Origin of the sequence: Psychroserpens damuponensis, from assembly GCF_000826655.1 — a bacterium.
Lineage (GTDB): Bacteria > Bacteroidota > Bacteroidia > Flavobacteriales > Flavobacteriaceae > Psychroserpens > Psychroserpens damuponensis.
The window spans coordinates 1-15,282 of sequence record NZ_JXJO01000009.1 but is presented as its reverse complement, the minus strand read 5'-3'; the positions used below and the strand labels follow the sequence as shown (position 1 = coordinate 15,282).

12 protein-coding genes, 1 other RNA gene and 1 pseudogene are annotated in these 15,282 nt (G+C 31.6%); 8 read left to right on the top strand and 6 right to left on the bottom strand.

Annotated features, from left to right (window positions below; genetic code table 11):
- Nucleotides 1-248: 248 nt before the first annotated feature.
- The gene (locus tag TD29_RS03765) at nucleotides 249-1,676 is read right to left on the bottom strand and encodes an ATP-dependent DNA helicase (RefSeq protein ID WP_040279014.1); all 1,428 of its coding nucleotides are present in this window, start codon (nucleotides 1,674-1,676) and stop codon (nucleotides 249-251) included.
- Between the two features lie 207 nt (nucleotides 1,677-1,883).
- Here TD29_RS03765 and TD29_RS03760 point away from each other — a divergent pair, with 207 nt between their 5' ends.
- The 3 genes from TD29_RS03760 to TD29_RS03750 are packed head-to-tail and all read left to right on the top strand — an operon-like array spanning nucleotide 1,884 to nucleotide 3,989.
- Nucleotides 1,884-2,624, top strand: coding sequence for a hypothetical protein (locus TD29_RS03760; RefSeq protein ID WP_241485201.1), 741 nt, complete (start codon nucleotides 1,884-1,886; stop codon nucleotides 2,622-2,624).
- Nucleotides 2,625-2,628: 4 nt separating this feature from the next.
- Nucleotides 2,629-3,432: a DUF3822 family protein gene (locus TD29_RS03755; RefSeq protein ID WP_040279013.1), complete on the top strand. Its 804-nt coding sequence runs from the start codon at nucleotides 2,629-2,631 to the stop codon at nucleotides 3,430-3,432.
- Entirely contained in the window at nucleotides 3,432-3,989 is a 558-nt protein-coding gene (locus TD29_RS03750) for an RsmD family RNA methyltransferase (RefSeq protein WP_040279012.1), read from the top strand. The genes TD29_RS03755 and TD29_RS03750 overlap by 1 nt, the downstream gene beginning before the upstream one ends.
- 33 nt (nucleotides 3,990-4,022) lie before the next feature.
- On the opposite strand, the gene rnpB is transcribed toward TD29_RS03750, so the two are convergent.
- An RNA gene (gene rnpB, locus TD29_RS17800) (RNase P RNA component class A) lies at nucleotides 4,023-4,333 on the bottom strand.
- 112 nt (nucleotides 4,334-4,445) lie between these two features.
- Between rnpB and TD29_RS03745 the strand changes: the two are divergent.
- From TD29_RS03745 to TD29_RS03730, 4 genes and pseudogenes are all read left to right on the top strand, one after another.
- Nucleotides 4,446-6,189, top strand: a pseudogene (locus TD29_RS03745) (DNA polymerase III subunit gamma/tau).
- Nucleotides 6,190-6,199: 10 nt separating this feature from the next.
- Nucleotides 6,200-6,763, top strand: a complete 564-nt coding sequence (locus TD29_RS03740) for a hypothetical protein (protein WP_152611456.1) — start codon at nucleotides 6,200-6,202, stop codon at nucleotides 6,761-6,763.
- A 2-nt stretch (nucleotides 6,764-6,765) separates the two neighbouring features.
- Nucleotides 6,766-7,347, top strand: a complete 582-nt coding sequence (gene miaE, locus TD29_RS03735; protein WP_040279010.1) for a tRNA-(ms[2]io[6]A)-hydroxylase — start codon at nucleotides 6,766-6,768, stop codon at nucleotides 7,345-7,347.
- Between the two features lie 33 nt (nucleotides 7,348-7,380).
- The gene (locus tag TD29_RS03730) at nucleotides 7,381-8,100 is read left to right on the top strand and encodes a T9SS type A sorting domain-containing protein (RefSeq protein ID WP_040279009.1); all 720 of its coding nucleotides are present in this window, start codon (nucleotides 7,381-7,383) and stop codon (nucleotides 8,098-8,100) included.
- 81 nt (nucleotides 8,101-8,181) lie between these two features.
- Here the strand turns inward: TD29_RS03730 and TD29_RS03725 are convergent, their stop codons facing one another.
- The 4 genes from TD29_RS03725 to TD29_RS03710 form a co-directional block, all read right to left on the bottom strand.
- Nucleotides 8,182-8,715, bottom strand: coding sequence for a porin family protein (locus tag TD29_RS03725; RefSeq protein WP_040279008.1), 534 nt, complete (start codon nucleotides 8,713-8,715; stop codon nucleotides 8,182-8,184).
- A gap of 159 nt (nucleotides 8,716-8,874) precedes the next feature.
- Entirely contained in the window at nucleotides 8,875-9,780 is a 906-nt protein-coding gene (locus tag TD29_RS03720; protein WP_040279006.1) for a Ppx/GppA phosphatase family protein, read from the bottom strand.
- Between the two features lie 3 nt (nucleotides 9,781-9,783).
- Nucleotides 9,784-11,835 (bottom strand): polyphosphate kinase 1, encoded by a 2,052-nt coding sequence (gene ppk1, locus TD29_RS03715; RefSeq protein ID WP_040279005.1) that lies wholly within the window; start codon nucleotides 11,833-11,835, stop codon nucleotides 9,784-9,786.
- Nucleotides 11,835-12,320, bottom strand: a complete 486-nt coding sequence (locus tag TD29_RS03710; protein WP_040279004.1) for a SixA phosphatase family protein — start codon at nucleotides 12,318-12,320, stop codon at nucleotides 11,835-11,837. Before TD29_RS03710 ends, ppk1 begins: the two co-directional genes overlap by 1 nt.
- 338 nt (nucleotides 12,321-12,658) lie before the next feature.
- Between TD29_RS03710 and TD29_RS03705 the strand changes: the two genes are divergently transcribed.
- A partial coding sequence (locus TD29_RS03705; protein ID WP_174435335.1) for a SprB repeat-containing protein occupies nucleotides 12,659-15,282 on the top strand: 2,624 nt, incomplete at its 3' end.

Below are 15,282 nucleotides of genomic sequence, written 5' to 3'. Positions count from 1 at the left end.
TAATAAAGGTATGTGTAAGGATTTCCTTTTATTTTGATTTAATTTATGTATATAATTTGCTAAAAACCCAACATATCCTGAACTACCATTACATTATATATAAGGTAGATTTTGTAGCTTGTGATCTACTGTAACAATTTAAAAGTTTTTGTGGTGTACGTTTAATGGCTTCGGAAATATTAAAATCTTACCATAATAGCCTTTAAAAACGAGGTATTGAAGTTGGCACATTTCCAAAGTTATACAACTTATTCATCTTCAAAAAACTCATTTTTAAAACCTATAAGATATAATTTTTCTTTGGCTCTGGTTGCTGCCGTATATAACCATCTCATGTAGTCTTTATCAATGCCGTTTGGTAAATAAGGTTGTTCTACAAAAATGGTATTCCATTGTCCACCTTGAGATTTATGACAGGTTATAGCATATGAAAATTTAACTTGTAAAGCGTTAAAATGTTTATTGCCTTTAATCTTTAAGAACTTTTTGTAGTTAGAGGTTTCATCTTCAAAATCTTTTTGAACCTCTTGATATAAACGGTTACTTTCTTCGTAGGTAAGTGAAGGTGTTTCGGCTTCAATGGTATCTAGTAACAATACGGTTTCAAAGGGTTTCATGTTTGGATAATCTACCATTTGAATTTTAACTTCGGCAAAACGAAAATCATACAGACTTTGTATGGAGAAAATCTCTAATACCTGAATAATATCACCATTGGCTATAAAACCAGCTTCGGTAGTAGGTTTAATCCAGAAATAATTGTTTTTAACGACCATTAAAAAATCGCCTACAGTAAGTTCGTTTTCATTAAATAGAATTCGGGTTCTAATTTGTTGGTTATAAAGATTAGCTCGTTTATTACTTCTTACTATTATTGCTGTGTCTTCATGACCATTTGCACTATATGAATCATTAATAGCGTCCATCACTTCATGACCATCTATAAGTCTAACAATATCTTTAAAACCATTGAGATTAAAGGTAAACGACTCATAAAAATCATCTTCAATAACTTCTCGAATTCTAGTTGCATTACTTAAAATGCCAGAATCTTGACTTTGTCTTACCACTTCATCAAGTTCAATCGTCGTTACTAACTTATCATAATTCAAAGCGAGTAGTCTTTGGTCTAGCGCTGGAGACAAATCTGATTTTACAGGTGGTAACTGTGCTTTATCACCTATAAGTAGTAATTTACACTTATGTCCAGAATACACATAACTCATTAAATCATCTAATAAAGATGAGCTATCAAAATTTTTAGCGTCAGAAGGTGTGTCTGGTATCATGGAAGCTTCATCAACAATAAATATAGTATCGCGATGTTTATTTGGTTGCAAAACAAAATTTACACCTCCTCCTCTATCTTTCTTTGGGAAATATATTTTTTTATGAATTGTAAAGGCCTCTTTTTTTGAGTAATTGGAGATTACTTTAGCTGCTCGACCAGTTGGCGCTAATAAAATGGCACTTTTTTTTGTATGCCATAAATGTGTTACAATTGTACCTGTAATACTTGTTTTACCTGTACCTGCAAATCCTTTTAACAGGTATAAGGCGTTAGAAGAATCATCAAAAATAAAATTTGATAATTGCTCTAAAGCAATGGTTTGCTTTAAAGTAGGTTTAAAAGGAAACTTTTGAACAAGTAATTTGTAAAAATCTGATGCGGTCATTTATATAATAGGTCTGCAAATAAAAATGCAAGGTAAGGTTTAAAGCCGAAACGATTTAATCACTACCAAAACAAATTTTTGTTATAGAATATGAAAGTTATTTTATATCTTTCAACTTTGATTGAAATTATATCTACAATGTTTTAACGATTAAAAAAAAATTGTAGATTTGTGTAACTCCTTAACAAAATAAAAAAAACACTAACTATGTTAAAAGTAATTCTTGTAGTTGTTGGCCTAATTGCACTAACAATTGGTATCGTTTGGCTAATCGATAAATTTGTACCTAAAAAATTAAAACCAGTAATCAATATCGTATTATGGGCTTTAATTATATTTTTAGGTTACTTAACGTTTAACTCGGTATATGGAGAGATCAAATTTAATAAATTGAAAGATGAGCGTTATAAAAAAGTTATTGTTCAATTAATTGACATAAGAGATGCAGAATTAGCGCATAAAACGGTTAAAGGTCAATTTACTAGTGATTATGGAAAACTTGTGAACTTCATTGAAACTGGTAAATTTACAATTACACAACGTAGAGATACAACAGTAGTTGATGAAGAGTTAACAAAACGATTTGGTGGTGTAACTATGACTAAGTCATTAGTTTTAATTGATACCCTTGGTTTCGTTTCTGTAAAAGATTCATTATTTGGTGCAGATTCTCGTTATAAAACAATGATGAATTTACCAGAAGGAATTGGTCCTGCAGGTTCTAAAATTAATTTAGATGCTGGAGTATTAGCTGAGTCTAAAATACCAGTTTTTGTAGCATCTGTTGATAAAGAGGTTATTTTATTTGATCAGGATAAAAACCTAGTAGCAAAAGAAAAAGAAGTAATGTCTGTAGATGGTGTTAGAGGTTCTAAACTTCAAGTTGGTTCTATGCAAGAAGCAGATACTAAAGGAAACTGGCCTAAAAACCTAAGTACAAATAACTAAAATATTGGCACAAAATAGTATTAAAGCATTGTCCATTCAAATTCGTTTGAGTGGACTTTCTTTTTGCATTCTAAATAGAACGAGTAACGTTATTGAGTTCATTAAACATGTACTTTTAGAAAAAAAAGCAACGCCTTACGAATTGCTTAATGACCTAAAAAATACGATAGCTTCTCATACTGAATTCCAACAACCTTTTGACTCTGTAACTTGCATTTATCAAAATGAATTATCTTGTCTAGTCCCAAACGAGTTATTTGATGAAAATAACATGGCAGACTATTTAAAATTTAATGCAAAGATTTTAAAAACCGATTTTATAAGTTTTGATCATTTGGTAGCAGCAAAGAGTGCTAATGTTTATGTACCGCTTATAAATATTAACAATTATATTTTTGAAACCTTTGGTAGCTTTGATTATAAGCATGCTTCGTCTATTATGATAGAAACATTTTTACAGCAAGCTTTACAATCTTCAGAAACAACATTTTGTATAAATGTTAATGATGCCACGTTTGAAATTATATGTACTGAGAACAAACGACTTCTTTTTTACAATACATTTGAGTACGCTACAAAAGAAGACTTTATATATTACGTTCTATTTACAATAGAACAATTAAAATTGAATCCAGAAACCATTAAAATAAGTCTTACTGGTAACATCAAGGTTGATGATTCTCTCTACACTATTCTATACAAGTATATAAGGTTTGTAGAATTTTTACAACCAAATTATAATTTTGATTTTCAAACTGAATTAGAAACTCACCACAGTAATTTTATTTTATTAAACAGCTTTAACTAATGCGCATTGTATCAGGAAAATATAAAGGTCGTAGAATATCTGCACCAAAAAAGTTACCCGTTAGACCCACAACAGATATGGCTAAGGAGTCTCTATTTAATATCATCAATAACTTATACTATTTTGATGACATTTCGGTGTTAGATTTATTCTCTGGAACAGGAAATATAAGCTATGAATTTGCCTCTAGAGGTACAACACAAATAACTGCTGTAGATGAAAATTATGGTTGTATCAAATTTATAAATGAAACAGCAGAGAGTTTTGAAATGCCAATTTCAACCATAAAAAGTGATGTCTTTAAATATTTAGAAAGATCACAACAACAGCATACCATCATTTTTGCAGATCCGCCTTATGATTTTCCTACTGAAGAATTTGCCAAAATACCAGAATTAGTATTTCAAAATACATTACTAGAACCTAACGGGATATTAATTGTAGAACACTCAAAACATACCGATTTATCTCACTTAGACCATTATAACAACTCTAGGAGTTATGGCGGCAATATGTTTAGCTTTTTTGAAGCTACTGCTCAAGATGAAGAAGAATAAAAAAAGCCCTTTAGAAAACTAAAGAGCTATTTTTGAGTAAGTAAATCTATAAGCCGAATCCTGTATTAAAACGTAACGTTTTAACCCTTATCATTTATCTACGTTTACTGTTACCAGCAAACTTTAGCTGTCTACCCTCTAGCATCGCGCGTGTACGCTCAAACACTAGTATACATGACATTGCACCACATAGAGTTTACCTGGTTTCACTACAGCATGACCTGTACATACTTTCTGTTGCACTTTTCCTCACCTCTCGATGGATGGCTGTTAGCCACTATGATTGCACTATGGTGTTCGGACTTTCCTCAGAAACGAATCTCTGCGATAAGGCGATTTACTTATTTGCAAAAGTACAATTAATTGTTAATAACTCCTTTTAATTCTTAGCTTCATAATTCCTATTTTTATACTGAATGTTTAACTTTGTAATTCGCTCAAAAAAGTCAAGTAAAATTGGAACACTTCGTCGTATCAGCTCGCAAATATAGACCCGAAACATTCAAAGATGTTGTTGGCCAGCAAGCTATTACAAACACTTTACTTAACGCTATTGAAAATAATCATTTAGCACAAGCACTTTTGTTTACTGGTCCGCGTGGAGTTGGCAAAACAACATGTGCTCGTATTTTAGCTAAAATGATTAATAGTGATGGTAATGAAACTAATGACGAAGACTTTGCTTTTAATATTTTTGAGCTCGATGCTGCATCAAACAACTCTGTTGATGATATTAGAAGCTTAACCGATCAAGTACGTATACCACCACAAGTTGGCAAATATAAAGTGTACATTATTGATGAGGTACATATGTTATCTTCTGCAGCATTTAATGCCTTTTTAAAAACTTTAGAAGAGCCACCAAAACACTGTATTTTTATTTTAGCAACGACTGAGAAACATAAAATCATACCAACCATTTTATCACGTTGTCAAATTTTTGATTTCAAACGTATCACAGTAAAAGATGCTAAAGAGTATTTAAAATATATTGCACAAGAGCAAGGTGTCAATGCAGAAGACGATGCGCTACATATTATTGCCCAAAAAGCAGATGGAGCCATGCGTGATGCGCTTTCTATTTTTGATCGTGTGGTGAGTTTCTCCGGAAAAGAGCTCACTAGACAATCGGTTACCGAAAATTTAAATGTTCTCGATTACGAAACCTATTTTACAAGTACTGATTTAATTTTAGAAAATAAAATACCAGAATTACTTATTCAGTTTAATACAACCTTATCAAAAGGGTTTGATGGTCATCATTATATTGCAGGTTTAGCCTCACATTTTAGAGATTTACTCGTTTGTAAAAATGAAAAAACTATCGAGCTTCTAGAAGTTGGTGAAGACACAAAAGCAAAATATCTAGAACAATCTAAAAGTGCTCCTCAAGACTTTCTATTAAAAGGAATTGGGCTAGCTAATGATTGTGATTTAAAATATAAAGGCAGTAAAAACCAGCGACTTCTGGTTGAACTTTGTCTCATGCAGCTTGCCTCTATCACTTTTGATGGAGAAAAAAAAAAATAGCAAATCTTACATAATTCCTGCTTCTTACTTTAAAGCTAAAGGCATAACTCCTATTCCTGTTAAGGTTAATAAAGATAAACTTGCTCAAAACCAACAGGTTTCACCTGTGAGCACTACGAATTCAAAAAATCAATTAGAAAGCAATAAACCTACTACAAACAAACCTGTAGTTGCCGAGCCACCACGACCTGTATTAGATTTAAAGAAAGATCAACGTACATCTGGCTTGTCTTTAAAAAGTATAAGAGCAAAAAAAGAACATCAAATTAGGCAAATGGAAGTTGTCATAGATGTTGAAAATTTACCTAGAGAAGAATTTGCAGAAGAAGATTTTTATAACGCGTGGAACTCTTATGTGAAACAACTTCATAAAAAAGGTGAAAAAATTATGGCATCCATTTTAGAAATGGATACACCAAAACTTAAGGGTACAGATATACACTTATCTTATCCCAATGAAACTCTTAAAATTGAATTGGAGGGAGCTCAATATCCATTAATGGAATTTATTAAGAAAACGCTTAAGAATTTTGATTTAAAATTAGTGATTACGGTTAACGAAGAGATCGCTAAAAAATATGCGTTTACAGCAGAAGATAAATACGAAAAACTCAAAGAAAAAAATCCCAATATTGAATTACTAAGACAAACTTTTGGCTTGGATATCTAAATCAATTAATATGAAAAAACTAGTTCTTTTTATTCCTGTAATTATAGTATTAATTTTATCGTCTTGCGATGGTAGAAAAAGTAAAATTGACCGATTAAATGATGCCGTTTCAGAGTTTAACAATCGCGAGATATTAATTGACTTAAAAGATTATTATCCTGAAGGTTACACAGAAACTAAAACAGATTCTATCATATCTAAAACGTTTAGAGTAAGCGTAAAGAATTATACGGTTATGGATAAGAAAATACTACTCAACGAGACTGTAAAAAACTTACATAAAACATCGCAATTTCATCGTGTTTTTGAATCTGATATCGTAGTTAGTGTAGAAGATAAAATTATTTATGACAGGCACATTTCCGTAGAAAAATTTAAAGATTTTGAAACTTCAGATTTTTGGAATAATGCAACTTTAGAACATGTTTGGGTCAATCAAGAAACCTCAAATAATTTGACATTATCATTGGGTGTTTCTATATTAAACCCGAAGAATAAAGCGTTTAAATTGTACGAAATCCTCATTGACAAATTAGGTAACGAACGTTTAACATTAATAGAAGACCATAGTTAATTATGTTAGGATTAAAATTACCAACAGATCCTAGATGGGTCAATATCGTTGAAAAAAACATAGAAGAGATTCTTACAGATCACGCTTATTGTGAGCAAAAAGCAACGAGTACTGCCATTTCACTTATTGTAAGTTTCCCTGAATATACTGAATTAGTAACTGAGATGACTGCGCTTGTAAAAGAAGAAATTAGTCATTTTAAAATGGTTCATGATAGAATCATTGCTAATGGTTGGGTTTTAGGTCGTGATCGTAAAGATGAGTATGTGATACAGTTACTTAAGTTTTTCCCAAAAGGCGGAAGTAGAACGACTCAATTGGTGCACAGATTATTATATGCAGCACTTATTGAAGCTAGAAGTTGTGAGCGTTTTAGATTACTCTCTGAAGAATTAAAAGACAAAGATCTTGCAGAGTTTTATAGAAATTTAATGGTTAGTGAAGCCAATCATTATACGATGTTTTTAGGTTTTGCTAGACAGTATGGAGACCGTGACGATGTTGATGAGAAATGGCAACAACTTCTTGATTATGAAGCAGATATTATGAAAGATTTAAGCAAAAAAGAGACGATACATGGTTAATTTTTTTATCTTAGATGGAAAATTAATTAACTTATGAAACAGATATACTTACTTTTTATTTTATTGTTTTCTTTTAATTTATCGTCTGCTCAGGATGACGATCTTTTTGGGGAATGGTTTTTATATCATTTAGTCATTGATTCAAATCAAGTTAACAATCCAAGTTCTATATTACCTGCAATTGAATTTTGGTCTGATCCAATTAATAACAATGAATTCGAATTCTTCGGATTTGCCATTTGTTCAGGCTATGGAGGTACTTATCATTTTAATGCTCAACAAACTCTCGACATTGATAGTTTTACCGAAACACAAGGGAATCCTTGTAACACTAATGAAGAGAATCTTTTTGAAACTCAATATTTTTACATGGTTTTATCATCAAACCCACTTTCAGAACTCAACTATGATATTACAGGAACTGGAGAAGATGCGACTTTAGTTATTACAAACTTATTAAATGGAAATCAAGCTTTCTATGGTAGACAAACTTTATCAATACACGAAAACGAGCTTATTACTTCGGAAATATCATTAAGCAGAAATCCTGTAGCCAATAGTTTAAACCTTTCTACTGCACAAAACTTAGTCGGTTCAAACTACGACATTTTTTCTATTAGTGGTCAACATGTTACAAATGGTGTTTTAGACTCTAATTCGATTAATGTAAATCAATTACAATCTGGATTATACTTCTTAAAAGTATCTACCGATGATGCTATTTTTGAAACGGTTAAATTTATCAAGGAGTAATATTTCCGCAGAAAAAAAATAAAACGCATAAAAAAGCTTCAGTATAACACTGAAGCTTTTCTATTTTATATTTGAGGGTAATTAGATTCTAATACCAAAACCAAATTGAAAGGTTGTGTTTTGTGCTTCTAAGTCTGTAACTTCATCATCTAGTATATTACTTAAACCATAGTGAACACGTGCATCAATAAACAATTCATCGGTAATCATATATTCAACGCCTCCAACTCCAGAGAATGTAAATGTTGCAAAACCATCATTATCTTTCCAAGTTTTTAAACTTGCCATGGGTCCAACACCAACAGAGAATTTATCACCTAGGCCAAAACGTGCCATAATTGGCATTTGGATATAGTCTGCTCTTAACTCGTCTGCTTTTCCACCTTCGGCAGAATATTGCACTTCAAATTGAACCGAAAAATTATCTGAAACACCGTAATCTACAAATCCTCCAAAGGCAAATCCGTTTCTATGTTGATTAGTAAATGTTGCATCTGGATCAAAATCTAAATTTGAAATATTTAATCCACCTCTAACTCCATAGCTCACTTCTTGAGAGAAAGACAATGTTGTTACAGTAATACATAATAATAAGGTAAGTAAAATTGATTTCATTACAAATATTTTAAATTAGGGTTCTCTAATTATCGAGAATACGTTCTAAATCCTACTAACTATTAGCAAAGATTTGAGACTGCTAATATAGGCTGAAATTTAAAAATAAAAAATTAATATCGTTTTTCTGAGCTTAAAATGCGCTTAACATTCAATTCTTTAAAGATCTATACTTGATACTGTTTTAAAGAAAATACTTTTAATAATTCCGTCTGACAAACCAATTTTAGGCACATAAATATCTTTAGCACCACTCCATTTCATAGCAGATAAATAAATTCTAGTTGCTGGTATAATCACATCTGCACGATCTTGATTAAGTTCTAGCTCTGTGATACGTTCTTCATACGAATAGGTTTGCAATTTATTGTAATAAGAGGTTAAATAGAAATACGTTAGCGGCTTACCTATAGCTTTTCCCGAAATTTTAAATATTTTATTAATGTTACCACCAGACCCAATGAGATCGAGAACATCATAACCCATAGTATTGGCTTTGATCCACGTTTCTAATTCTTGCCAAGTCTCTTTTTTAACAATATCATTGAGCAACCTAACCGTTCCTATTTTAAATGATTTTGACGCAACTGTATTCCCTAGGTGAATAACACTAAACTCTGTACTACCACCACCAACATCTACATATAGGTACGTTTTATCTGGTTTTATATACGAATGCAAGTCTGTAGCTGCAATTATAGCAGCTTCTTCTTCTCCTCCAATGATATCAATATCAATATTTGCATGTTTTGAAATGAGTTTGGATAATTTGGGTCCGTTATCAGCTTCACGCATTGCTGATGTAGCACACGCCTTATACGTGACCACCTTATGAGATTTCATTAATAATTTAAAGGCAAACATGGTATCTAGCATGCGCTTTTTATTTCCTTCAGAAATTTTACCGGTCAAAAACACATCTGCTCCCAACCTAATAGGCACACGAACTAAAGAGGTTTTTTTAAATTTAACCGGATGACCTTTTTGCTCTATAATACTAGAAATCAAAAGCCTAACTGCATTAGAACCAATATCTATTGCGGCATATTTTTTAATGCTTAACATACACTATGAATTCAGTTTTTCTTTGAAATAATCGTAAAGCGCAAACTGCGCTCTTACTTTTTCTTTATTATTTTTTCGATACTCATTATTTTGAGCGCCTTCAATTATTCTTGCTTTCACGTTGTCATTCCAGCAAATATCAAAAACATCTAATAATTCTTGTTTAATATCTTCTTGATAAATTGGGCAACTCACTTCTACTCTATTTTCAATATTACGTGTCATCCAATCTGCCGAAGAAATATAAACCTTTGTATCATTATCATTACAAAATACATATAATCTTGTATGTTCTAGAAATTTATCAATGATACTAATGACTTCAATATTTTCGCTCATACCTTTAACACCAGGAATTAAACAACAAATACCTCTTACTATCATTTGAATTTTAACTCCAGCTCTACTCGCCTCGTAGAGTTTATCAATCATTTTATAACTAGATATACTGTTTAATTTAAGTTTAATGTAAGCTGTTTTGCCTTGTTTTACATTTTCTATTTCAGTATCAATAAGCGCAAAGAGTTTTGATTTTGTGTAATGTGGAGATGTAATAATGTGTTTATATCTATGGATACGATAGTTTGTATTAAAAAAGTTAAACACTTTATTAATATCTTTCAATATTTTTTGATTTGCCGTAAACAATGTAAAATCGGTATAAACTTTAGCAGTAGATTCGTTAAAATTTCCTGTACTTATAAATCCGTATCGTTTTATCGTATTTCCTTCTTCACGTTCAATTACACAAATTTTACTATGCACTTTTAAACCAGCAACACCAAATAATAGATTCACACCTTCATCTTGCATTTGCTCTGCATAATCTATATTTGCTTGTTCATCAAATCGTGCTCTAAGCTCAATAACTACAGTTACTTTTTTACCGTTTTTAGCAGCATTTATTAATGAACTGGCAATATGCGAAATTTGAGCGAGTCTATAGATAGTAATTTTAATGGATTTCACTTGTGGATCTAGTGCAGCTTCCCTAAGAAACTTTACTACATAAGAAAAGGTTTGATAAGGTGTGTGTAGCAAATAATCTTTTATGGCAATAGAACTGAAAATACTGTTTTGAATACTTAACCCTTTAACTTTTAATGGCGTAATTTTCTGATACAGCAAATCTGTTCTTCCTAAACTTGGAAAATCCATATAATCTCTTCGATTATGATAACGGCCACCAGGAATCACACTATCTTTAGTTTCTATTCCCATTTTATCCATGAGATAGACTAATGTTTCTTCATCTATCGTTTTATCATAAACAAAACGAACAGGGTCACCAATTTGACGGTCTTTTACACTATCAGAAATTTTTTCAATAAAACTTTTACTTAAATCACTATCAAAATCCAATTCACCATCTCTAGTGATTTTAATCATATTAGCATCAATACTAGTATAATTAAAAATGTTGAAGATATCATCTAAACAATATCTTAATATATCATCTAAAATCATAATATAGCTCTTCCCTTCTATTGAAGGAAGCACAATAAAACGATCCATAGATTTAGGAATTTCAATAAGAGCGAATTGTTTTTGACCATTTTCAAACTCCATTTTAACTGCCAAATACGCCGAAATATCTTTAAGTACCGGCAATTCTAAGGAATCATTTAAAACTATTGTTACCAATGCTGGACTTACATTCTCGATAAAATATTTTTTTACAAAATCATGATGTTCTTTTTTTATAGTAGTCTCATTAACAATATAAACCCCTTCATTCTCCAATTTTTGACCAATGTTTGCCAATATATCTAAACTCGTACTTTGCTGTTTAATAACAACTTGAGTAATGATTTTTAAAAGTTCAGAAGCTTTGATTCCCAGCTCACTTTTACCGCCTTTACCAGCTTCATCGATTCGTTTTACAGTAGCATAACGTACTTTAAAGAACTCATCCAAATTATTTGAAAAGATCCCTAAAAACCGAAAGCGCTCTATTAACGGTACACTTTCATCTGCTGCTTCTTGTAAAACTCTATCATTAAATTGAAGCCAACTTAACTCTCTATTTATATAGCTATTTTTATCTTTCGTCATTATTTTAAATCTCTTGGGAAAATTGTAAATCTCGTGTTTCCTTTATTAATATCTATCCATGATTTTACATCAAAATCAATGACTACTAAACCACTTGTTGGTAGATTATCAATATATGAATTACCAAATATATTGCAAATTGATGTGAAAGCATGATTATGTCCAAAAATCATAACGTTTTGATAATTTTCATTTAAACTTCTTAAAAAATCAATAACCTGTTCTCCTCCAAAGTCATACAAGTCTTCCTTTATTGATAGTTTAGTATGATCATAATTTAAATTATCCATAAATATTTTACAAGTTAAGAGTGCTCTATTTGCTGGACTAGAATACACACCATCTAGCTGTAAATTTTTGGTTTTAAAAACATTAGAAACTAAGGAAGCATCAGTATTTCCTCTCTTTTTTAATGGCCTATCTCTGTCTGAAACCTGATGTTTCCATGAAGATTTTGCATGCCTTACAAGTATAATTGTTTTCATTTATTCGTTTAAATGCATTTTTTGTCGATAAAATGTTGCATATCTCCGTTTTAACGTTTATTTTGCACACTTTAACAGTTCTATTAATCAAAAGTAATAGAAATAAGTTCATTTAATCCGTTAATTTATTTCAAAAAACCCAAATCTAAAATATATTAATAAATTCATTTAGTGGTATAATAAATCACCTTGCTTCCCTCAAAAAAATATTATAATGTCTTTTAAGCGTACTAAGTTTAAAAGTAAATTATAGATATTAATCATTTTTAAAATATCGCTTTGCGAAAATATATAGTTTGTTAATCATTTTTATTGCAAAAAAATTTACAACTAAAATTATGAAAAATAACATTACTTCATCTTTTTTCAAATTATTAACAATTTGTTTTTTGTCATTATTATTTATTAATAATGGATTTGCACAAAAGCAAGCTAATAAAGAGTCTGATTATTGGCCAAAGACAAGTAAATTATCTGGGGAAGAGTTTACAAATTATATGGAAACGTTAAAAAAACGTGCCACCATATATAATGAAAATAAAGCTACATCAAGTCTTACTTATAATCAAAGAAATACAGAAACTAATCCTGTAGGAACTTGTAACGTCATTACTTGTGGTTCTTTTAACATGGCTGATATCACTCCTAATAATAACGGACTATCAAACTTTCAAACAGCTGTAGATGGTAGTACCTATTCTGGTGACGTCATATATGACTGCTGGAATGATGAAGGAACCGTTGATTATTCAGAAGGACAATATATATCATATTCAAATGTAGATGCCAACATTGATACACCTGCTATTATTTCACCCTCTCCTGATGGTGGAGGATTTTCAATTTTTTCATATCAAAATGAAAGCATTGAACAGAATTTAGGGGTACATCCAAATGCGACTTATCGTGTATGTTTTGAAATTGCTGTCATTCCTCGTTATAGTAATAATGATGGTAGTTTTGTTGAGTTTATTCCAAACTTAAATTTTGGTATAAGTAGTGGTGGAAACCAAATTGTTGACCCATTAACATATACCCACGATGATTTGAATGTTCATCCCTTAAATGATTTTCCTGTCTCCCTATCTACTGCAACCACTGGACCGTTCCAAAATCCAGGTGGTTGGACAGAGATTGATCCTTTTTGGGAGACAGTTTGCATTACTTTTCAGTCTGATAATTCAGGCATAGTAAATGTTTTTTATAAAACTCAGGATCCGGGAAGATCTGTAGTTTTAGTTGATGGATTAAGACTTAGCCTAGAAGGATATGCCATTCCTCCTGCACTAACTATAGATAATATAGATACTGGTAGTAATGGTATAGATATCTTTTGTGAAGCATTCTCTATTGACTTAGATACTTATGTAACTTCACCAGGACCAGCAGGTTCTGTATTAACCTGGAGTACAGATTCAGATCCTTTAAATACAGCTGCACATATGTCAAACACAGTTGTCAATACTCCTGGCACATATTACGTATTTTATTACAATCCCGTAGACTTATGTGCCTCACCAGCAGGTTCACTGGATTTAATAATTTCTGATTTGACCGCTACCGTAGAATCAAAATCTAATGTTGAATGCACAGATAATTCTAATGGCTCAGTAGTAATATCTGCTACAAATGGAAATCCTCCTTATAACTATGCTTTAGATGGTGGTTCATCTCAAGATACAAATATGTTTAATGATATAAATATAGGTGCACATTCTGTAGAGGTTACAGACTCAAACAATTGTTCAGTTACTGTTAATTTCAATATCGTTTCGAATGATACTGAAGCCCCTACAGCCTCTAATCTAAATAGTATCACTGTTCAATGTATAGAGGATGTACCTAACTACAATATAGAAGATGTTTATGATGAGTCCGACAACTTAACATTGAACCCACTTGTAGCTTTTGTATCTGACGTTTCAAATAATTTAACTTGTCCTGAAACAATTACAAGAACATATAGTATAACCGATGATTGTGGTAATTCGAGTAATGTTACGCAAACTATTATAATTAATGATACTATCGCTCCAACTTTAAATGTACCTCCTAAAATTTCTATAGAATGTAATAACTCTATTAACCCCTCTGCTACTGGTACTGCAACAGGAAGTGATAACTGTGGTGAGGTTACAATATCGTATTATGACAATTCGGTTGTTGAATGTGGCAGCACTCAAACTATTAAACGTGAGTGGACGGCTACTGATAACTGTGGTAACACAACATCAGCAAACCAAATCATAATCATAGAAGACACTACAGCTCCTACATTGATTATACCCAATGATATCACTATAGAATGTTCAAATTCTACAAACCCCTCTAATACAGGAAATGCTCAAGCAAATGATACTTGTGGTAATGTAACAATGTCCTACAATGACGTATCAATTGCTTATTGTGGCTCTTCAGAAATAATTACTAGAACTTGGACAGCTACCGATGATTGTGGTAACACAATGTCATCAAATCAAACCATAACTATTGAAGACAAAACAGCCCCAACTTTAAATATCCCAGCAGATGCTACTGTAGAATGTACAGCCTCTTATAATCCTTCTGAAACAGGAAATGCTACTGGAACAGATAACTGCGGTAGCGTAAATATTTCGTATAGTGACACTTCTGATACAGGATGTGGTAACAGTGAAACAATTACGCGTACTTGGGTCGCTACCGATGAGTGTGGAAACACAACTGCTCTTGACCAAATTATTACTATAGAAGATAATATCGCTCCTAGTTTAAATATACCTAATGATATTACTGTAGAATGTGGAGACTCTATCGATCCATCTACTACTGGTACAGCAACAGGAAGCGATAATTGTGGAGCTGTAGCAATTTCTTACACTGACACCGCTAATACTAATTGTGGTAACTCAGAAACAATTACACGTACTTGGACCGCTACTGACGATTGTGGAAACACAACTACTCTAGACCAAATTATTAC

Excerpts from the sequence above, each read along its gene's own strand:
- TD29_RS03720 (WP_040279006.1), bottom strand. The coding sequence starts at position 9,780 with ATGTTAAGCATTAAAAAATATGCCGCAATAGATATTGGTTCTAATGCA.
- ppk1 (WP_040279005.1), bottom strand. The coding sequence starts at position 11,835 with ATGACGAAAGATAAAAATAGCTATATAAATAGAGAGTTAAGTTGGCTT.
- TD29_RS03765 (WP_040279014.1), bottom strand. The coding sequence starts at position 1,676 with ATGACCGCATCAGATTTTTACAAATTACTTGTTCAAAAGTTTCCTTTT.
- TD29_RS03725 (WP_040279008.1), bottom strand. The coding sequence starts at position 8,715 with ATGAAATCAATTTTACTTACCTTATTATTATGTATTACTGTAACAACA.
- TD29_RS03760 (WP_241485201.1), top strand. The coding sequence starts at position 1,884 with ATGTTAAAAGTAATTCTTGTAGTTGTTGGCCTAATTGCACTAACAATT.
- TD29_RS03750 (WP_040279012.1), top strand. The coding sequence starts at position 3,432 with ATGCGCATTGTATCAGGAAAATATAAAGGTCGTAGAATATCTGCACCA.
- TD29_RS03710 (WP_040279004.1), bottom strand. The coding sequence starts at position 12,320 with ATGAAAACAATTATACTTGTAAGGCATGCAAAATCTTCATGGAAACAT.
- miaE (WP_040279010.1), top strand. The coding sequence starts at position 6,766 with ATGTTAGGATTAAAATTACCAACAGATCCTAGATGGGTCAATATCGTT.
- TD29_RS03730 (WP_040279009.1), top strand. The coding sequence starts at position 7,381 with ATGAAACAGATATACTTACTTTTTATTTTATTGTTTTCTTTTAATTTA.
- TD29_RS03740 (WP_152611456.1), top strand. The coding sequence starts at position 6,200 with ATGAAAAAACTAGTTCTTTTTATTCCTGTAATTATAGTATTAATTTTA.